Origin of the sequence: Burkholderia sp. Bp9090 (genome assembly GCF_003857985.1) — a bacterium.
GTDB lineage: Bacteria > Pseudomonadota > Gammaproteobacteria > Burkholderiales > Burkholderiaceae > Burkholderia.
Genome location: NZ_QTPV01000008.1, coordinates 161,235 through 181,064 on the forward strand (window position 1 = coordinate 161,235; position 19,830 = coordinate 181,064).

The 19,830-nt window shown below is 70.5% G+C and carries 17 protein-coding genes; 10 read left to right on the forward strand and 7 right to left on the reverse strand.

Translation table 11 applies throughout. The annotated features are described in order from the left end of the window. Positions 1 to 319 precede the first annotated feature (319 nt). The 8 genes from DIE16_RS10735 to DIE16_RS10770 all read left to right on the forward strand — a co-directional run bounded on the left by DIE16_RS10735 (position 320) and on the right by DIE16_RS10770 (position 8,675). Complete coding sequence (locus DIE16_RS10735; protein WP_124486942.1) at positions 320 to 1,096, forward strand: L-iditol 2-dehydrogenase; 777 nt, start codon at positions 320 to 322, stop codon at positions 1,094 to 1,096. 72 nt (positions 1,097 to 1,168) lie between these two features. Further along, positions 1,169 to 2,125, forward strand: a complete 957-nt coding sequence (locus DIE16_RS10740; RefSeq protein WP_185733728.1) for a sugar kinase — start codon at positions 1,169 to 1,171, stop codon at positions 2,123 to 2,125. Continuing rightward, the gene (locus tag DIE16_RS10745) at positions 2,113 to 3,465 is read left to right on the forward strand and encodes a D-tagatose-bisphosphate aldolase, class II, non-catalytic subunit (protein WP_124892260.1); all 1,353 of its coding nucleotides are present in this window, start codon (positions 2,113 to 2,115) and stop codon (positions 3,463 to 3,465) included. The genes DIE16_RS10740 and DIE16_RS10745 overlap by 13 nt, the downstream gene beginning before the upstream one ends. An 89-nt stretch (positions 3,466 to 3,554) precedes the next feature. Beyond that, the gene (locus tag DIE16_RS10750; RefSeq protein WP_124892261.1) at positions 3,555 to 4,880 is read left to right on the forward strand and encodes a sugar ABC transporter substrate-binding protein; all 1,326 of its coding nucleotides are present in this window, start codon (positions 3,555 to 3,557) and stop codon (positions 4,878 to 4,880) included. 102 nt (positions 4,881 to 4,982) lie between these two features. Next, a complete protein-coding gene (locus DIE16_RS10755) occupies positions 4,983 to 5,930 on the forward strand; it encodes a carbohydrate ABC transporter permease (RefSeq protein WP_044844473.1) in 948 nt (315 codons plus the stop codon). Then, complete coding sequence (locus DIE16_RS10760; RefSeq protein WP_124486945.1) at positions 5,927 to 6,778, forward strand: carbohydrate ABC transporter permease; 852 nt, start codon at positions 5,927 to 5,929, stop codon at positions 6,776 to 6,778. The genes DIE16_RS10755 and DIE16_RS10760 overlap by 4 nt, the downstream gene beginning before the upstream one ends. After that, positions 6,775 to 7,503: an HAD family phosphatase gene (locus DIE16_RS10765; RefSeq protein WP_124522969.1), complete on the forward strand. Its 729-nt coding sequence runs from the start codon at positions 6,775 to 6,777 to the stop codon at positions 7,501 to 7,503. Before DIE16_RS10760 ends, DIE16_RS10765 begins: the two co-directional genes overlap by 4 nt. 62 nt (positions 7,504 to 7,565) lie before the next feature. Next, positions 7,566 to 8,675 carry an ABC transporter ATP-binding protein gene (locus DIE16_RS10770; RefSeq protein WP_124570672.1) on the forward strand — a complete coding sequence of 370 codons (1,110 nt, stop codon included), beginning with the start codon at positions 7,566 to 7,568 and terminating at the stop codon, positions 8,673 to 8,675. 13 nt (positions 8,676 to 8,688) lie between these two features. Here DIE16_RS10770 and DIE16_RS10775 read toward each other — a convergent pair whose 3' ends face one another. Next, a complete protein-coding gene (locus DIE16_RS10775) occupies positions 8,689 to 9,573 on the reverse strand; it encodes a LysR family transcriptional regulator (RefSeq protein ID WP_124522973.1) in 885 nt (294 codons plus the stop codon). 113 nt (positions 9,574 to 9,686) lie between these two features. Here DIE16_RS10775 and DIE16_RS10780 point away from each other — a divergent pair, with 113 nt between their 5' ends. Next, the gene (locus tag DIE16_RS10780) at positions 9,687 to 10,889 is read left to right on the forward strand and encodes a serine hydrolase (RefSeq protein WP_124892262.1); all 1,203 of its coding nucleotides are present in this window, start codon (positions 9,687 to 9,689) and stop codon (positions 10,887 to 10,889) included. Next, entirely contained in the window at positions 10,886 to 12,124 is a 1,239-nt protein-coding gene (locus DIE16_RS10785; RefSeq protein WP_124892263.1) for an MFS transporter, read from the forward strand. Before DIE16_RS10780 ends, DIE16_RS10785 begins: the two co-directional genes overlap by 4 nt. A gap of 13 nt (positions 12,125 to 12,137) precedes the next feature. Here DIE16_RS10785 and DIE16_RS10790 read toward each other — a convergent pair whose 3' ends face one another. The 6 genes from DIE16_RS10790 to kynB all read right to left on the reverse strand — a co-directional run bounded on the left by DIE16_RS10790 (position 12,138) and on the right by kynB (position 19,795). Further along, entirely contained in the window at positions 12,138 to 13,094 is a 957-nt protein-coding gene (locus DIE16_RS10790; RefSeq protein WP_044844466.1) for a sugar-binding transcriptional regulator, read from the reverse strand. Between the two features lie 116 nt (positions 13,095 to 13,210). After that, entirely contained in the window at positions 13,211 to 14,692 is a 1,482-nt protein-coding gene (xylB, locus tag DIE16_RS10795) for a xylulokinase (protein WP_124892264.1), read from the reverse strand. A gap of 127 nt (positions 14,693 to 14,819) precedes the next feature. Continuing rightward, positions 14,820 to 16,214, reverse strand: coding sequence for a D-arabinitol 4-dehydrogenase (gene dalD, locus DIE16_RS10800; RefSeq protein ID WP_124892265.1), 1,395 nt, complete (start codon positions 16,212 to 16,214; stop codon positions 14,820 to 14,822). Between the two features lie 608 nt (positions 16,215 to 16,822). After that, entirely contained in the window at positions 16,823 to 17,749 is a 927-nt protein-coding gene (gene kynA / locus DIE16_RS10805) for a tryptophan 2,3-dioxygenase (RefSeq protein ID WP_044844544.1), read from the reverse strand. A gap of 92 nt (positions 17,750 to 17,841) precedes the next feature. Next, positions 17,842 to 19,098: a kynureninase gene (gene kynU / locus DIE16_RS10810; protein WP_409364450.1), complete on the reverse strand. Its 1,257-nt coding sequence runs from the start codon at positions 19,096 to 19,098 to the stop codon at positions 17,842 to 17,844. A gap of 55 nt (positions 19,099 to 19,153) precedes the next feature. Further along, positions 19,154 to 19,795, reverse strand: a complete 642-nt coding sequence (gene kynB, locus DIE16_RS10815) for an arylformamidase (protein WP_124892266.1) — start codon at positions 19,793 to 19,795, stop codon at positions 19,154 to 19,156. Positions 19,796 to 19,830: the final 35 nt, after the last annotated feature.

Genomic DNA, 19,830 nt, shown 5'->3' on the forward strand with positions numbered 1-19,830 from the left:
CAGGCAATGAAACGAAGTATCGCGATGATATAACGTATCTCCATGCCGTGCAGCCCGAATTCCTGCCGATGCACGCGCTCTGTCCCCTTCAGCGCCGTTTCAGCCGCGCCGCACCCAGCCCGCCGCGCCTTGCCGGGCGCGGGTCGCCGGCCGGCGCACGGCGCGGCCGTGCCGCAGCGCATCATCGAAAGCCGCCGTGTCGCCTTGACAGCATGAATCGCGTATCCGATCATTCGATCAACAACAGAGCAATTGATCGGCCGGCGAGCGTTCGCTCACCTCGCGGCCTTCGTGCAGCAGAACGAACCGGAGACAACCAGTGAGACTGGCAGACAAGGTCGCGATCCTGACGGGCGCGGCAAGCGGTATCGGCGAAGCGGTCGCGCAACGCTATCTGGACGAGGGCGCGCGCTGCGTGCTGGTCGACGTGAAGCCGCCGAGCGGCTCGCTCGCGCGGCTGATCGAGCAAAATCCCGGCCGGGCGGTGGCCGTTACCGCGGACGTCACGCGCCGCGACGACATCGCGCGCATCGTCGCGACCGCGGTCGAGCGCTTCGGCGGCGTCGACATCCTGTTCAACAACGCGGCGCTGTTCGACATGCGCCCGCTCCTCGACGAATCCTGGGACGTGTTCGACCGGCTGTTCGCGGTCAACGTGAAAGGGCTGTTCTTCCTGATGCAGGCGGTCGCGCAGCGGATGGTCGAGCAGGGCCGCGGCGGCAAGATCGTCAACATGTCATCGCAGGCGGGGCGTCGCGGCGAGGCACTCGTTTCGCACTACTGCGCGACCAAGGCCGCGGTGATCAGCTATACGCAGTCGGCCGCGCTCGCGCTCGCACCGCACCGGATCAACGTGAACGGCATCGCGCCGGGCGTGGTCGACACGCCGATGTGGGAGCAGGTCGATGCGTTGTTCGCGCGCTACGAGAACCGGCCGCTCGGCGAGAAGAAGCGGCTCGTAGGCGTTGCCGTGCCGCTCGGGCGGATGGGCGTGCCGGGCGACCTGACGGGCGCCGCGCTGTTCCTCGCGTCGGCCGACGCCGACTACATCACCGCCCAGACGCTGAACGTCGACGGCGGCAACTGGATGAGCTGAAGTGGCGCCGCTCGCACGCTTACCCCTGGCGTTCGTGCCGCGCGCGGCCGCCGCCGCACGAGGACACGCATGATGGCGGAGATCGTGGTTGCCGGCGAACTGCTGGCCGAATTCGTCGCCGCCGAGCGCGGCCAGGGCTTCGACGTGCCGGGCCTGTTCGCGGGCCCGTTCCCGAGCGGCGCGCCGGCGATCTTCGCCGACCAGGCCGCGCGGCTCGGCGTGCGCGTCGCGTATGCGGGCTGCGTCGGCCGCGACGCGTTCGGCGACGCGATCGTCGCGCGGCTCGAGCGCGATGGCGTCGACGTCGCGCGCATCCGTCGCGTCGCACGTCCGACCGGCACCGCGTTCGTCGCGTATCGCGACGACGGTTCGCGCAGCTTCGTGTTCAGCCTGTCGACCAGCGCGGCCGCGTGCGTCGCCGCATCCGACGTCGACACCGCGATGTTCGACGGCTGCCGCTATTTCCACGTGATGGGCTCGTCGCTGACGAGCGAATCGGCGATCGCGGCGGTCCAGCGCGGCGTGATCGAGGCGGCGCGCGCCGGCGCGAAGGTGTCGTTCGACCCGAACGTGCGGCCCGAGATGCTGAGCTTCCGCCCGATGCGCGCGGCGCTCGACACGCTGCTCGCCGCGTGCCACCTGTTCCTGCCGAGCGAGGCCGACCTGCCGTTCTTCTGCGGGCCGCAGCCGGCCGAGCGCGCGATCGCCGGGCTGCTCGCGACGCATCCGCTGCTCGAACGCGTCGTGCTCAAGCGCGGCGCGGCCGGCAGCGTGGCGTTCGACCGCGCGAGCCGCGTCGACGCGCCGGCTTATCCCGTCGACGAACGCGACCCGACCGGCGCCGGCGACTGCTTCGGCGGCACGCTGGTCGCGAGTCTCGTCACCGGCCTGCCGATCGACGTCGCACTGCGCCGCGCGAACGCGGCCGGCGCGATCGCGGTCACGCGGCGCGGCCCGATGGAGGGCAACAGCAGCGCGGCCGAGATCGACCGCTTCCTGACCGAACGAGGTGTCGCATGCCCGGCCTGACTTCCACTGCCGAACGCCCGCGCAGCGCGCACGCCGGCGCCGTGCTGCGGATGATCTTCGACGCGAACCGCGCGCAGGCGCAGCGCGGCATCTATTCGGTCTGCAGCGCGCACCGGCTCGTGCTGGAGGCCGCGTGCGAGGCCGCGCGCACGGACGGCTCGCCGCTCCTGATCGAGGCGACCTGCAACCAGGTGAACCATCTCGGCGGCTATACGGGCATGACGCCCGCCGATTTCCGGCGCGACGTCGATGCGATCGCGCAGCGCTGCGGGCTCGCGCCGTCGGCGCTGGTGCTCGGCGGCGACCATCTGGGACCGAACCCGTGGCGGCACCGCCGCGCGGCCGACGCGATGCGCGAAGCGGCGGCGATGGTCGCCGCGTATGTCGAAGCCGGGTTCGAGAAGATCCACCTCGATGCGAGCATGGCGTGCGCGGACGATCCGGCGCGGCTCGACGACCGGACGATCGCCGCGCGCGCGGCCGGGCTGTGCCGCGCGGCCGAAGACGCGGCGGCGCGCGCCGGCGTCGCGCCCGTCTACGTGATCGGCACCGAGGTGCCGACGCCGGGCGGCGAAGTGGCCGGCGACGCAGCCGGCGATGCGATCGCGCGGATCGCGGTCACGCGCAGCGACAGCATCGCGGCGACGCTCGACGCGCATCGCAGCGCATTCGCGGCGGCCGGGCTCGACGACGCATGGACGCGCGTGGTCGCGATCGTCGCGCAGCCGGGCGTCGATTTCGACGATCGCCACGTGCTCGACTACGACAGCGCGAAGGCCGCATCGCTCGGTGCAAGCATCCTGCGCACGCCGCGCCTCGTGTTCGAAGCGCATTCGACCGACTACCAGACCGAAGGCGCGCTCGCCGAGCTCGTGCGCGACCACTTCGCGGTGCTGAAGGTCGGCCCCGCGCTGACCTTCGCGCTGCGCGAGGCGCTGTTCGCGCTCACCTTCATCGAGGACGCGCTGATCGGCGACGGCGCGCAGCGCTCGCGGTTGCGCGACGTGGTCGACGCCGCGATGCGCGCGCAGCCCGAGCACTGGGCGCCGTATTACCGCGGCGACGAGACCGAGCAGCGGCTCGCGCGCCAGTTCAGCTACAGCGACCGGATCCGCTACTACTGGCTGCAGCCGGCCGTCGCGGCGGCGGTCGAGCAGTTGTTCGACAACCTCGCTCGCCAGCCGGTGCCCGAAACGCTCGTCGCGCAGTGGCTGCCGGACGTGTACGCGGCGTGCCGCGCGGGCGGCCTCGCGAAGGAGCCGCGCGCCTGGGTGCGCCACCGGATACGCGACGTGATCGCGCACTATGCGCGCGCGTGCGGGATGCAGCGGCCGGCGTGACGGGCCGCGAAGGAAGTGCAGCAACGCGACACACGCAATACGCAATACGCAACACCGACGACAGTTCGAACAATCACAGGAGACATGCCATGCAACGAAAGATGCTCGATGCCGCCGTACGCTGCTTCGCCGGGGCCGCGCTCGCGACGGCCGCGTGCGCGGCGTCCGCCGGCACGCTGACGATCGCGACGCTGAACAACCCGGACATGATCGAGTTGAAGAAGCTGTCGCCGGCGTTCGAGAAGGCGAACCCGGATATCAAGCTGAACTGGGTGATCCTCGAGGAGAACGTGCTGCGCCAGCGCGCGACCACCGACATCACGACCGGCAGCGGCCAGTTCGACGTGATGGCGATCGGCACCTACGAGACGCCGCAGTGGGGCAAGCGCGGCTGGCTCGCGCCGATCACGGGGCTGCCCGCCGACTACGACCTGAACGACATCGTGAAGACCGCGCGCGACAGCCTGTCGTACAACGGCCAGCTGTATGCGCTGCCGTTCTACGTCGAGAGCTCGATGACGTTCTACCGCAAGGACCTGTTCGCGGCGAAGGGGCTCAAGATGCCCGACCAGCCGACCTACGACCAGATCGCCGAGTTCGCGGACAAGCTCACCGACAAGGCGAAGGGCACCTACGGCATCTGCCTGCGCGGCAAGGCCGGCTGGGGCGAGAACATGGCGTACGTGTCGACGGTCGTGAACACGTTCGGCGGGCGCTGGTTCGACGACAACTGGAACGCGCAGCTCACGTCGCCGGAATGGAAGAAGGCGATCGGCTTCTACGTGAACCTGCTGAAGAAGGACGGCCCGCCGGGAGCGAGCTCGAACGGCTTCAACGAGAACCTGACCCTGACCGCGTCGGGCAAGTGCGCGATGTGGATCGACGCGACGGTCGCGGCCGGGATGCTCTATAACAAACAGCAGTCGCAGGTCGCCGACCGGATCGGCTTCGCCGCCGCGCCGGTCGCCGCCACGCCGAAGGGCTCGCACTGGCTGTGGGCGTGGGCGCTGGCCGTGCCGAAGACGTCGAAGCAACAGGACGCCGCGCGCAAGTTCATCGCATGGGCGACGTCGAAGCAGTACATCGAGATGGTCGGCAAGGACGAAGGCTGGGCGTCGGTGCCGCCGGGCACCCGCACGTCGACCTACCAGCGCGCCGAGTACAAGGCCGCCGCGCCGTTCTCGGACTTCGTGCTGAAGGCGATCGAGACGGCCGACCCGAGCGATCCGTCGCTGAAGAAGGTGCCGTACACGGGTGTGCAGTACGTCGGGATTCCTGAATTCCAGTCGTTCGGCACGGTGGTCGGGCAGGCGATCGCGGGTGCGGTGGCCGGCCAGATGACGGTCGACCAGGCGCTCGCCGCCGGGCAGGCGGCGGCCGACCGCGCGGTCCGGCAGGCCGGCTACAAGAAGTAACGCGGCTGGCACCGTGCGCGCCGCCGCGCACGGTGCGCGTCGCCGATGCAGCAAGGCGGGCCGGCCGTTCGTGCCCGCGTCTCAACCGGAGGGACTCCGATCATGCGTCATTTGCGTCTTCCCCTGAGCCACGCGTCGCCGGTCGGCGACGCATCGTCGCCGCCGGGCGCGCCGCGCCGCGCGCGCGGCGGCGCCAGCTGGCTCGTGTCGCCGTCCGTCGCGGTGCTGCTGCTGTGGATGTCGATCCCGCTCGCGATGACGATCTGGTATTCGTTCTCGCGCTACAACCTGCTGAACCCGGACGTGAAGGGCTTCGCCGGGATCGATAACTACCGCTTCCTCGCGACCGATCCGTCGTTCCTGCCCGCGATCTGGCACACGCTCGTGCTGATCGGCGCGGTGCTCGCGATCACCGTGGTCGGCGGCGTGCTGATGGCCGTGCTGTTCGACCGCAAATTCTACGGGCAAGGCGTGGCCCGCCTGCTCGCGATCGCGCCGTTCTTCGTGATGCCGACGGTCGCCGCGCTGATCTGGAAGAACATGATCCTGCATCCGGTGTACGGGCTCGTCGCGAACGCGATGCGCGCGCTCGGGATGACGCCGATCGACTGGTTCGCCGATTATCCGCTCACCGCCGTGATCATCATCGTCGCGTGGCAGTGGCTGCCGTTCGCGTTCCTGATCCTGTTCACCGCGATCCAGTCGCTCGACCAGGAGCAGAAGGAAGCCGCGCGCATCGACGGCGCGGGCCCGATCGCGATGTTCTTCTACATCACGCTGCCGCACCTGAAGCGCGCGATCGCCGTGGTCGTGATGATGGAGACGATCTTCCTGCTGTCGATCTTCGCGGAGATCTACACGACGACGGGCGGCGGCCCGGGCGATGCGACGACCAACCTGTCGTACCTGATCTATGCGCTCGGCCTGCAGCAGTTCGACGTCGGCCTCGCATCCGCGGGCGGGATCATCGCCGTCGTGGTCGCGAACGTCGTGTCGTTCTTCCTGGTGCGGATGCTCGCGCGCAACCTGAAGGGGGAGTACGAGAAATGAGCGACCTGACTTTGGAAGGCCGGCGCGCGCCGGCTGCATTCGACCTCGTGCGGCGCGCGCTGCCCGGTGCGCTCGCGTGGCTGCTCGCGCTGCTGCTGTTCTTCCCGATCTTCTGGATGGCGATCACCGCGTTCAAGACCGAGCAGCAGGCGTATGCGTCGACGCTGTTCTTCATGCCGACGCTCGACAGCTTCCGCGAGGTGTTCGCGCGCAGCAACTACTTCTCGTTCGCGTGGAACTCGGTGCTGATCTCGGCCGGCGTCACGGTGATCTCGCTGCTGCTCGCGGTGCCGGCGGCCTACGCCATGGCGTTCTTCCCGAACCACCGCACGCAGAAGGTGCTGCTGTGGATGCTGTCGACCAAGATGATGCCGTCGGTCGGCGTGCTCGTGCCGATCTACCTGCTGTGGAAGAACGCGGGGCTGCTCGATACCGTGTCGGGCCTCGTGATCGTGTACACGCTGATCAACCTGCCGATCGCGGTGTGGATGACCTTCACGTACTTCAACGAGATCCCGAAGGACATCCTCGAAGCGGGGCGCATCGACGGCGCGTCGACGTGGCAGGAGATCGTCTACCTGCTGATGCCGATGGCGCTGCCGGGGCTCGCGTCCACCGCGCTGCTGCTCGTGATCCTGTCGTGGAACGAGGCGTTCTGGAGCATCAACCTGTCGAGCTCGAACGCCGCGCCGCTGACCGTGTTCATCGCGTCGTACTCGAGCCCCGAGGGGCTGTTCTGGGCGAAGCTGTCCGCGGCTTCCCTGCTCGCGGTCGCGCCGATCCTGATCGTCGGCTGGCTGTCGCAGAAGCAGCTCGTGCGCGGGCTCACGTTCGGGGCGGTCAAATGAGCGCTACCGGCGAAGGTGCGGCCGGCGAACGCGCGTTCGGTCACGGGATGAACGTGCTGATCTGCGACTGCGACGGCGTGCTGATCGACAGCGAGGCCGTCGCCGCCGACGTGATCGTGCGCGAGCTCGATGCGCGCTGGCCGGGTGTCGACGCGCGGCCGGCGGTGATGCCGCTGCTCGGGCTGCGCATCGAGCGCGTGCTGGCCGGCGCGGGCGAGGCCGTCGGCCGCACGCTGTCGGCCGGCGACGTCGACGCGATCCGCCGCGCGGTCGAGGCGGCGGCCGTCAACGCGCCGATGGTCGACGGCATCGACAAGGCCCTCGCGGCGCTCAACCTGACGACCGCGTGCGCGAGCAACAGCTACCGCGCGTACGTCGAGGCGGCGCTCGCGCGCACCGGCCTCGCGCGCTTCTTCGGCGACCGGCTGTTCTGCGCGGACGCCGTGGCGAGGCCGAAGCCGGCGCCCGACGTGTATCTCGCGGCCGCGCGTGCGCTCGGCGCGGTGCCCGCGCAGTGCCTCGTCGTCGAGGACAGCGTGACCGGCATCACCGCGGCCGCCGCGGCCGGCATGACCGTGCTCGGCTTCGTCGGCGGCGGGCATGCGTCGGCCGCGCAGATCGACGCGTTGCGCGGGATCGGCGCGCGTCACGTATTCGACGACATGCACGAGCTGCCCGGCTACGTCGCGCGCTGGCAGGCGACTGGCGCGGTGCTGCCGGGCTAGCAACCAGGAACGAATGCGCGCCGCCTTCAACGCGGCGCATCACGAACGAACGGAGACAGACCATGGCAAGCGTGCTCCTGCGCAACATCGCGAAGCGCTACGACGACACCGAAGTGCTGCGCAACGTGAACCTCGACATCGCCGACGGCGAATTCGTCGTGTTCGTCGGGCCGAGCGGCTGCGGCAAATCCACGCTGATGCGGATGATCGCCGGGCTCGAGGACATCTCGAGCGGCGAACTGCTGATCGACGGCGCGAAGGTCAACGACGTGCCGAGCGCGAAGCGCGGCATCGCGATGGTGTTCCAGTCGTATGCGCTGTACCCGCACATGACGCTGTACGACAACATGGCGTTCGGCCTGAAGCTCGCCGGCGCGAAGAAGCCCGAGATCGACCAGGCGGTGAAGCAGGCCGCGAAGATCCTGCACATCGACCACCTGCTCGACCGCAAGCCGAAGCAGCTGTCGGGCGGCCAGCGGCAGCGCGTCGCGATCGGCCGCGCGATCACGCGCAAGCCGAAGGTGTTCCTGTTCGACGAGCCGTTGTCGAACCTCGACGCGGCGCTGCGCGTGAAGATGCGGCTGGAATTCGCGCGGCTGCACGACGAGCTGAAGACCACGATGATCTACGTGACGCACGACCAGGTCGAGGCGATGACGCTCGCCGACAAGATCGTCGTGCTGTCGGGCGGCGCGGTGCAGCAGGTCGGCACGCCGAACGCGCTGTACCACGCGCCGGCCAACCAGTTCGTCGCGGGCTTCATCGGCTCGCCGAAGATGAACTTCCTGAAAGGCACCGTCGAGTCGGTCGACGCGGCCGGCGTGCTGGTGCGCTTCGGCAGCGGCGAGACGCAGCGCGTCGCGGTCGAGGCGGCCGGACTGCTGCGCGGCGCGGCGGTGACCGTCGGCGTGCGGCCCGAGCATCTGATGGTGGGGCAGGCGGAGACCGGCGTGGCCGCGCGGACGATGGCCGTCGAATCGCTCGGCGATGCCGCGTACCTGTATGCGGAGTCGGCGGTCGCGCCGGACGGGCTGATCGCGCGGATTCCGCCGCTCGACACGTACCGCACCGGCGAGGCGCTGCACGTGCATGCGCAGGCCGAGCACTGCCACCTGTTCGACGAGCAAGGCCAGGCGTTCCGGCGCTTGAGCGCGCACGCGAAGGCGGCGTGAGGGCGCGCGCCGGTCAGAGCCGCAGGTGGTCGGCCATGTAATCGACGAAGGCGCGCAGTTTCGGCGTCGGATGGCGGCCTGACGGCCACAGGACGTAGATCGGCGTGCAGCTCGCGACGTGTTCGTCGAGCACCGCGCACAACGTGCCGTCGTCGAGCGCGTCGCGCACGAAGAACTCGGGCAGGCACGCGATGCCGAGCCCGCGCAGCGTGAAGCACAGGCGCGCTTCCGCGCTGTTGCTGACCATCGCGACCGGCACCTCGGGCGGCGTACTCGCATGCGGCACGCGCAGCGGCCAGGTCTCGAGCTTGCCGCTGCTCGGAAAGCGGTAGTGCAGGCAGCGATGCTGCGCGAGATCGGCCGGCGTGCGCGGCGTGCCGTGCCGCGCGAGGTAGTCGGGCGACGCGACGAGGTGCTGGCGGAAATGGCGGAGCAGCCGCGACGACAGCCGTGAATCCGTCGGCTGGCCGGTGCGCAGCACGGCGTCGAAGCCTTCCTCGACGACGTCGACGAGGCGGTCGCTGAAATCGATGTCGAGTTCGATCTCCGGATATGCGGCCATGAAATCGGCGAGCAGCGGCAGCAGCAGCGTGCCGATCGTCGGCAGGCTCACGCGCAGGCGCCCGCGCGGCGCTTCGGCGCTGTGCGTCAGTTCCTGCTCGGCCGCGTCGATCTCGGCGATCACGCGTCGGCACCGTTCCAGGAAGCGCGTGCCTTCCGCGGTCAGCGTGATGCTGCGCGTGCTGCGGTGAAAGAGCCTTACGTTCAGCCGCGCCTCGAGCCGCGCGATGCGCTTGCCGATCGCCGACGCCGACAGCCCGAGCGCGCGGCCGGCCGCGACGAAACTGCGCGTTTCCGCGACCTGGACGAACACGACGAAGCCGCCAAGATTTTCCATGCTGGTTCTCGATTGCGGACATCGATGTCCGGAGTGTCCGGAACTCTAACCCGGTTTTTCTTCTCGCGCCGGCTCCCTACGATGGGCGTTCCTTCACTGTTCGAGGTCACGCCATGTCATCCCTGCCTGTCACCGCCCACCGCGCCGAACCGGATGCCGACGCCGCGCTGCCCGAGCGCCTCGACACCGCGCTCGATCGCGCGCTGGCCGATGCGCGCGTGGTCGGCGCGGTCGTGCTGGTCGCCCGCCACGGCCAACTTCGCTATGCGCGCGCGGCCGGTCTGGCCGATCGCGAGGCCGGCACGCCGATGCGGGAGGACACGCTGTTCCGGCTCGCATCGGTATCGAAGCCGATCGTGACGGCCGCCGCGATGCGGCTGGTCGCGGCGGGGCGCATCGGGCTCGACGAGCCGGTCGCGCGCTGGTTGCCCGCGTTCCGGCCGACGCTGCCCGACGGCACGCCGGCCGACATCACGTTGCGTCATCTGCTGTCGCATACGGCCGGGCTCGGCTACCGCTTCCTCGAAGCCGACGCCGACGGCCCGTATGCGCGTGCCGGCGTGTCCGACGGGATGGACCGCGCGGACCTGTCGCTCGCGGAGAACGTGCGGCGCATCGCCGGCGTGCCGCTGCGGTTCGCGCCCGGCACGTCGTGGGACTACTCGCTCGCGACCGACGTGGTCGGCGCGCTGATCGAGGCGGTCGACGGCCGGCCGCTCGCCGAAGCCGTGGCCGCGCTCGTCACGACGCCGCTCGGGATGACCGACACCGCGTTCTTCTCGCACGACGCCGCGCGCTTCGCGACGCCGTACGTCAGCACGCCGGGCGCGCCGCGCCGGATGGCCGACGACGATCTCGCGCCGGTGTACGACGGCACGGTCGGCATCCGCTTCGCGCCGGCGCGCGCGTTCGACGCGGCCGCGTGGCCGTCGGGCGGCGCGGGAATGGTGGGCACCGCGCGCGACTGCATGACGCTGCTCGATGCGTTGCGCACCGGCCGCGACGGCTGGCTCGCGCGCCGCTGGATCAATGAGATGGCGCGCGTGCAGCCGGGCGCGCACGACCTGCCGGACGCGCCGGGATTCGGTTTCGGGCTCGGTTTTTCGGTGCTGCGCGATCCGGCGGCCGCGCAGTCGCCGGAGTCGGTCGGCACGTGGCGCTGGGGCGGTGCGTACGGGCATGCGTGGTTCGTCGACCGCGCGGCCGGGCTGACGGTCGTCGCGCTGACCAATACGTTGTACGAAGGGATGCACGGGCGTGTCGTCACCGACGTGCGCGACGCGGTGTATGGCGTCGACGACCGGAGCGCGGCATGAGCGAGTGCGTATCCGTTCCCGACCGCGCTTCCGACCGCGTCGCCGACCCGGCGTCCGGTCTGTCCGCACCGGTGCGCGAACGCCTGCCGGTCGCGAACCTGCTGGCGCTCGCCACCGCCGGGTTCATCACGATCCTCACCGAAGCGTTGCCGGCCGGCTTGCTCCCGTTGATGAGCATCGACCTGCGCGTGACCGAGGCGTTGATCGGCCAGCTCGTGACCGTCTACGCGCTCGGCTCGATCGTCGCGGCGATCCCGCTCGTCGCCGCGACGCGCGCGATGCGCAGGCGCCGGCTGCTGCTCGCGGCGCTTGCCGGGTTCGTCGTGTCGAATGCATTGACGGCCGCGTCGCCGTATTACGCGCTCACGCTCGCCGCGCGCTTCGTCGCGGGCATGTCGGCCGGGCTGTTGTGGGCGCTCTTGGCCGGCTATGCGAGCCGGATGGTCGACGCATCGCTGCGCGGCCGGGCGATCGCGGTCGCGATGCTCGGCGCGCCGGTCGCGATGTCGATCGGCATCCCGGCCGGCACCGCGCTCGGCGCGATGTTCGGCTGGCGCATCGCGTTCGCGGGCATCACGGTCGCGGCGCTCGCGCTGATCGGCTGGATCCGGTTGCGCGTGCCCGACTATCCGGGACAGCCCGCCGGCGCCCGCGAGCCGGTGCTCGGCGTGATCGCACTGCCCGGCGTGGGGCCGGTGCTGGTCGTGATGTTCGCCTATGTGCTCGCGCACAACATGCTGTACACGTACGTTGCGCCGTTCCTTGCCGGCGTGCGGATGGGCGCGCAGGTCGATGCGGCGCTGTTCGTGTTCGGTATCGCGTCGCTGGTCGGCATCGCGCTGACGGGCGCATGGATCGGCGCCGCGCAGCGGCGGCTGACGCTCGCGAGCATCGCGCTGTTCGCGCTTGCGGCGGCGATGCTCGGTGCCGGGTCCGGGATGACGATCGTTTATGCGGGTGTCGCGCTGTGGGGGCTCGCGTTCGGCGGCGCGCCGACGCTGTTCCAGACGGCCACCGCGAACGCGGCGGGCGATGCGGCCGACGTCGCGCAGTCGATGCTCGTGACGGTGTGGAACCTCGCGATCGCGGGCGGCGGCATCGCGGGCGGGATGCTGCTCGGCGCGACGGGCGCGGGCGCGATTCCGTGGGTGCTGGTCGTGCTGCTGGCGGCTGCGTGGCTCGGCGCATGGCGCGCGCGCCGGCATGCGTTTCCGGCGCCGCGCGCGGCCGCGTGAGCGTGCGGAGGCGTCAGGCCGCCTTCGCGTCGAGCGCCGCGCGTGCGCAGGTTTCGTCGGTGACGAGCCCCGACAGCCAGCCGCCGCGCAGCGCGGCGATCACCGCGTCGCGCTTCTTCGGGCCGCCCGCGAACGCGATCGTCGGGCGCTTCGGCGGCGCGTCGAGCGCGACGCTCGTCACGCGCGCGCTCGTCGACACGTCGACGAGCCGGCCCTGCGCATCGATCGGCACGCCGAGCAGTTCGGCCACCGCGCCGAGCGCGGTCATCTCGTCGCGTTCCTGTTCGGTGATGAAGCCGTCTTCATAGAGCGGGCAGTGCGGGCCGATGTTGCCGATCCCGACGAACGCGACGTCGGCCTGCGCCGACAGCGCGTCGACGATCCGGTACAGCCGGTGATTGCACCATTGCGCGCGCTCGGCGTCGCTGTCGGCGAACAGCGGCGCGGGCAGCAGGAAGTGCTTGCCGCCGGTTTTCTCGGAGATGTACTGCGCGACGTCGTAGCGGTTCGACGAGCCGTCGGCGGCGATCGCGCCGACCATCGACACGAGCCGGTGCTGCGGCCGCTCGATCTGCGCGATCTGCGCGACCGCCGCCTTCAGCGTCCGGCCGCTGCTGACGGCGATCACCATCGGGCGCGTCTCGTTCAGGTAGCGCTCCATCACCTGCGCGCCGGCGACCGCGAGCTTGCGGTCGATCGCTTCGGCCGCATCGGCATCGACGGGCACGACTTCGCACATCGTGAGCCCGTAGCGTTTCGACAGCTGCGCGCCGAGCTCGAGGCAGTCGGCGAGCTGGTGATCGACGCGCACGCGGATCAGGTTCTTCTCGACCGCGAACGCGACGAGGCGCTGCGCGACCGGGCGCGACACCTGCAGCTTCTCGGCGATTTCGTTCTGCGTGTCGCCCGCGACGTAGTAGAGCCACGCGGCACGCGTGGCGAGATCGAGTTTTTCTGAGGACTTGGACACGATAGCGGTTCGGTTCGGATCTGTGGGGCCGCCCGCGGACCGGCCGTCGGGCGGCGCAATGGCATCCACTGTAACGCATGCGCGGCGTGCGGCCGACGGCCGCCCTGCGTCGCCGCCTACGCGAGCCGCGCGCGCGACGGTTCGTAAAGCGGGCGCACGTGGCGATACAGCGCGCGGAACGCGTCGAGGCGCTCGCGCAGCAGCGCATGACGCGCGGCGTCGGGCGCGTATTCGGCGCGCACCGGCGGCTTGGTCAGCACGACTTGCGGATCGCCGCCGACGGCGAGCCAGCCCAGCCGCGCGGCGCCGAGTGCCGCACCCGTTTCGCCGCCGCCGTGCTGGCAGGTGCGCACGTCCAGCGCGTCGGCGATCAGCTGCGCCCAGAACGCGCTGCGCGCGCCGCCGCCGATCAGCGACAGCCGGTCGGTTTCGACGCCGGCCGCGTGCAGCGCGTCGAGGCCGTCCGCGAGGCCGAGCGTCACGCCTTCGAGCACCGCGTAGCCGAGATGCGCGCGCTCGGTCGCATGCGTCATCCCGAAGAACACGCCCTGCGCATACGGATCGTTGTGCGGCGTGCGTTCGCCGGACAGGTAGGGCAGGAACACCGGCGCCGTCGCGAGTGCGTCCGCGTCGAGCGCCGCGATTTCGGCGAGCAGCGCCGGCTCGTCGGTGCCCGTCAGCTTGCAGACCCAGCGCAGGCAGCTCGCGGCCGACAGCACGACGCTCATCAGTTGCCAGCGATCGGGAATCGCGTGGCAGAACGCATGCACGGCCGACGCCGGATTCGGCATGAAGCGGTCGCCGACCACGCTCAGCACGCCCGACGTGCCGAGCGACACGAAGCCATCGCCCGCGTGGATCGCGCCGATGCCGAGCGCGCTCGTCGCGTTGTCGCCGCCGCCGCCCGCCACCACGACGGCCTCCGACATACCGAGTTCGCGCGCGACGTCGGCGCGCAGCGTGCCGGACGGCGCGTTGCCTTCGACGATGCGCGGCATCTGGTCGCGCGTCATGTCGCACGCGGCGAGCAGCGCGTCGGACCAGTCGCGGCGCGCGACGTCGAGCCACAACGTGCCGGCCGCGTCGGACGGATCGGACACCTTCGCGCCGGTGAGCCGGAAGCGCAGGTAGTCCTTCGGCATCAGTACGCAGGCCGTTGCGGCAAACACGTCGGGTTCGTGCTTCGCGACCCACAGCAGTTTCGGCGCGGTGAAGCCGGGCATCGCGAGGTTGCCGGCCAGCGCGTGGAGATCGGGCGCGCGTTCGGTGAGCAGCGCGCATTCGTCGGCGCTGCGCATGTCGTTCCACAGGATCGCGGGGCGCAGCACGCGGTCGTCGCGGCCGAGCAGCACCGCGCCGTGCATCTGGCCCGACAGGCCGATCCCGCGCACCTGCGCGAAGGCCTGCGGATGCCGTTCGCGCAGCGCCGCGAGCGCGGCGAGCGTGCCTTGCCACCAGTCGTCCGGATGCTGTTCCGCCCAGCGCGGGTGCGGCCGCGACACGCTGAACGGCGTGCCGGCGGTGCCGACCACGGTGCCGTCCGGAGCAAGCAGCAGCACCTTCACTTCCGAGGTGCCGAGGTCGATGCCGAGATACATGAGCGATCCGTTCCGTCAGTGAGGAGCCGCTACTTTAGCCGCACGCGCGCGCGCCTGCCAACGCAGGTTCGCCCGGATGCGCGGCCGCTCGCGGGCGGCCGGTTGCGAGGCCGCGGGCCGCCATGCGTCAGCGCTGCGCGAGCCATGCGTCGACGCGTGCGAGCCCGGCGCGCAGCGCGTCGAACAACGCCGCGTTGCCGGCGAGCGAGCCCCACAGCGCGCGGCTCGCGCACAGCGCGACGACCGGGTCGTCGGCCTCGACGATCGCCCGCGCGGCGCCGTCGTCCATCACGCCGTCCTGGTACGCATACGGCAGCAAGCCGCGCGCCCAGCGTTCGAGAAAGCGCAGGAACAGCGCCGGCAGCACCGCGGTGGCGACCGGCGCCGCGCCGCGAGCGAGCGATTCGGCGAGCGTCGGCGCGATGAAGCCGGGAATCTTCGAGAAGCCGTCGGCCGCGACGCGCTGGTTCGTGTCCAGCACGTACGGATTGCCGAAACGTTCGAGCACGACGTCTCGGTAGCGTTCGAGGTCGAGCGGGCTCGGGCTGAGACACGGGATCACGTCCTGCGTCACGTAGTCGTGCGCGAAGCGGCGGATCGCCGCGTCGTGCGTGCCTTCGTGGATGTACGTGTGGCCCGCGAGCGTGCCGGCCCACGCGATGCAGCTGTGCGTCGCGTTGAGGATGCGGATCTTCGCTTCCTCGTACGGATGCACGTCGTCGACCAGTTCCGCGCCGGCCAGCTCCCAGCGCGGCCGGCCCGCCGCGAAGCGGTCCTCGATCACCCACTGGATGAACGACTCGCCCATCACCGGACACGCGTCGTCGACGCCGGTTGCCGCGCGCACCCGTTCGCGCACGTCGGCGGTCGGGCGCGGCGTGATGCGGTCGACCATCGCGCTCGGTGTCGCGACGTTCGCTTCGAACCACGCGAGCAGATCGGTCTCGCCGCGCCGTTCGAGGAATTCGCGCATGCCCGCGCGAAAGCGCGCGCCGTTGTTGCGCAGGTTGTCGCAGCTCTGCAGTGTGAGCGGGCCCGCGCCGCGTTTCGCGCGTTCGGCGAGCAGCGCCGCGAGCGCGCCGTACAGCGTCGTGCGCGCGCCTTGCAGGTCGGCCGCGAGATCGGCGTTCGCGACGTCGAGCCGGTTGTGTTCGTCGAGGTAGTAGCCGCCTTCGGTGACGGTGAACGACACGATCCGGCACGCCGGGTCGGCGCCGGCGTCGATCAGCGCGGCGAGATCGATCGACCACGGCAGTACGCGCGAGATCGCGCGGACCGTCTCGTACGCGCGCTCGCCCTGCGGCGTGACGGTTTCGAGCGTGTAGGCGCCGTGCTGCGCGGCGAGCGCGTCCATCGTCGCGCGCATGTCGTCGCGGATGTTGCCGACGGTCAGCGACCAGCGTTCGTCGGCCGGCACGGCCGCGTTCACGCGGTGCAGATACCACGCCTGGTGCGCGCGGTGGAACGAGCCTGCGCCGATGTGCAGCAGCACGGGCGCGTGGGCGGAGGGCGATTCGCTCATCCGGTGTCTCCTGTTCGTGCCAGTCTTTCCTGTCGAATACGATCATTTGCTCTTTATGTGAGCGAATGATCGTATTCGGGCGAGCGAAAGTCAAGGCGCGGGCGCGGCATTTCGATGGTGCGCTGCGGCGGCGCGTGGGCGGGGCGGGGCGGAAGCGGGGGCGGAAGGCGGAAGGCGGAAGGCGTCAGCGTCCGTCGCGCATCGATGCGACGAGTTCGTCGGGCAGCGAGCGTGCTGGCCGCCCCGGCAGGGTGCCGTGACGCCGTCGGAACACGGTGAGCGTGAGTAGCGGATGGTGCGGCGCCGCAACGATATGGCGATATGCCGGCGATCGTCCCGGTGGCTCGTCGGCTCGTCGGCACGTCGATACGTCGATAATACGTCGATACGTCGGCCCGTCGGCCCGTCGGAAACGCGGCGACCGCGTCGGCATCGGATCCCGCACGCGGACGGCGCGAGGCCGATCCCGTGCGTGCCCGGCCCTTGCGCGAGCCGGCGGCGCCGGCTGCGGCGGCACATTCCGCGGCGTGCGCACGAACGCGCGTTGCCGCGCGAAGGGGAGGCGCCGGCCCGCACGTCGTCGTGACGCGCGGGCGAGAGGCGATGCGTTACAGCGTGGTGCGCACGTGCCAGAGCTCGGGGAACAGCACGACGTCGAGCATCTTGCGCAGATACGGCGCGCCGCTCGTGCCGCCGGTGCCCTGCTTGAAGCCGATGATGCGCTCGACGGTCGTCACGTGGCGGAAGCGCCACTGGCGGAACGCATCCTCGAGATCGACGAGTTCCTCGGCCATCTCGTAGAGCTCCCAGTGCTGCTGCGGGTGACGATAGACCTCGAGCCATGCGGCCTCGACCGTTTCGTCGTGACGCATCGGCTGTGTCCAGTCGCGCTCGAGCCGTTCGGGCGCGATCGGGAAACCGCGCCGTGCGAGCAGGCGCACGACCTCGTCGTAGAACGACGGCGCCTCGAGCGTCGCGCGCACCTGTTCGAGGATGTCGGGCCGGTGCGCATGCGGCTGCAGCATCTGCACGTTCTTGTTGCCGAGCAGGAATTCGAGCTGCCGGTACTGGTACGACTGGAAGCCCGACGACTGGCCGAGATACGGCCGCATCGCCGAATACTCGGACGGCGTCATCGTCGACAGCACGTTCCACGCCTGCACGAGTTGCTCGAGGATCCGCGACACGCGCGCGAGCATCTTGAACGCGGGCGGCAGCGCGTCGCCGCGCACCGCGTCGAGCGCGCCGCGCAGCTCGAACAGCGCGAGCTTCATCCACAGCTCGCTCGTCTGATGCTGGATGATGAACAGCATCTCGTTGTGATCGGGCGACAGCGGATGCTGCGCGTCGAGGATCGCGTTCAGCGACAGGTAGTCGCCGTAGCTCATCGACTTCGAGAAATCGAGCTGCGCATCGTGCCAGCCGGCTTGAGCGGTGGCTTCGCCAGGCACGTGCGGCGCTTCATGAGCCGGTTGGGCCGCGCGTGCGCCCGAGAACGGGCAGCCCGCCGGCGCATCGTCGCCGGGTGGCTGAATATGACCAGAATTCACGACTTTCTCCAGATTTGAATGACGGGGCGCGGCGCGCAATCCGCACGTCGCGGCGGCGCGCGCCGGGCTGGAAGCGGTCAGGTCACCGCGCCGCGCTCGGCGAACTCGGGCGCCTTCCACGCGTCGGTGGCGAGGATGTCGCGCAGCGTCTCGACGGCATCCCACACGTCGACGAAGCGCGTATAGAGCGGCGTGAAACCGAAGCGCAGCACGTAAGGCTCGCGGTAGTCGCCGATCACGCCGCGCGCGATCAGCGCCTGCATCACCTCGTAGCCGTGCGGATGCTCGAAGCTCGCCTGCGAGCCGCGCTGGTGATGCGCGCGCGGCGTGACGAGCTTCAGCGACAGGCCCGCGCAGCGCGTTTCGACGAGCGCGATGAACGCGTCGGTCAGCGCGAGCGACTTGCGGCGGATCGCGTGCATGTCGGTCTGCAGGAACACGTCGAGCCCGCATTCGACCATCGACATCGACACGATCGGCTGCGTGCCGCACAGGAAGCGCGCGATGCCCGGATCGGGCGCGAAGCCCGGCTGCATCGCGAACGGTGCGCGGTGGCCCCACCAGCCCGACAGCGGCTGCGAGAAATGCGCGAGATGGCGCCGCGGCGCCCACACGAAGGCCGGCGAACCGGGGCCGCCGTTCAGGTACTTGTACGTGCAGCCGACCGCGCCGTCCGCGTGCGCGCCGTTCAGGTCGACCGGCACCGCGCCGGCCGAATGCGCGAGATCCCACAGCATCAGCGCGCCCGCATCGTGCACGAGCTGCGTGACGGCCGGCATGTCGTGCATGTAGCCGGTGCGGTAGTTCACGTGCGTGATCATCGCGACGGCCGTGTCCGCGCCGAGCGCGTCGGGCAGGTCCGCCGGATCGTCGATCAGGCGCAGCTCGTAGTCGCCGCCGAGCTGTTCGATCAGCCCTTGCGCGATGTACAGGTCGGTCGGGAAGTTCGAGCGCTCCGACACGATCACGCGGCGCTCCGGCGCGCGTTCGGCCTGGTGGCGCAGCATCGCCGACAGCAGCTTGAACAGGTTGATCGAGATGGTGTCGGTCACGACGGTTTCGCCGGGCGCGCCGCCGATCAGCGTCGCGAGCTTGTCGCCGAGGCGGCGCGGCAGCGCGAACCAGCCGGCGGTGTTCCAGCTGCGGATCAGGCCTTCGCCCCATTCGGCGCCGATCACCTGTTGCGCGCGGGCGGCCGATGCGCGCGGCTGCGCGCCGAGCGAGTTGCCGTCGAGATAGATCACGCCGTCGGGCAGCGCGAACTGGTCGCGCAGCGCGGCGAGCGGGTCGTCGCGGTCGAGGGCGAGCGCGTCTTCACGGGTCTTGATGATCATGATGTCGGGTCAGTAGTTCGCGGACGAGTGGTTCGCGGGTCGATGGTTGGATGAATCAGGAGGATCGGCCGGGCAGCGCGCGCAGCACCGCACGCACGGGGCTCGCGTCGAGCGTCGCGAATTTCAGCGGCAGCGCGATCAGCTCGTAGTCGCCGGGCGGCACGTCGTCGAGCACGATCCCTTCGAGGATCGCCATGCGGTGCGCGCGCACGCGGTGATGCGCATCCATGGTCTTCGATTCCTGCGGGTCGAGCGACGGCGTATCGATGCCGATCAGCTTGACGCCGTGCGCGGCGAGCAGGTCGACGGTCTCGGGCGCGACCGCGCAGAATCCGCTGTCCCATTGCGCGACGCTGGCGCGCGCATAGGTGCGCAGCAGCACGCGCGGCGGCACGCCGGCGAGCGCGGCCTCGAGGTCGGCCGGGCGCACGACCGGCGATGCGCCGATGCAGTGGATCACGCGGCACGGGCCGAGATAGGTGTCGAGCGGCACCGCGCCGATCGGCGCGCCGTCGGCATCGTAGTGAAGCGGCGCGTCGCAGTGCGCGCCGGTATGCGGCGACAGCGTCAGGCGCGCGACGTTGACCGGCGAGCCGGCCTCCATCCGCCATACGCGTTCGACGGAAACCGGCGTGTCGCCCGGCCACACGGGGGTGGCGGGGCTGACGGGCGGCGAGATGTCCCAGAGTGTGTCCATGGCATGACGAGTCGGTGAATCGATGCTTCGAATGA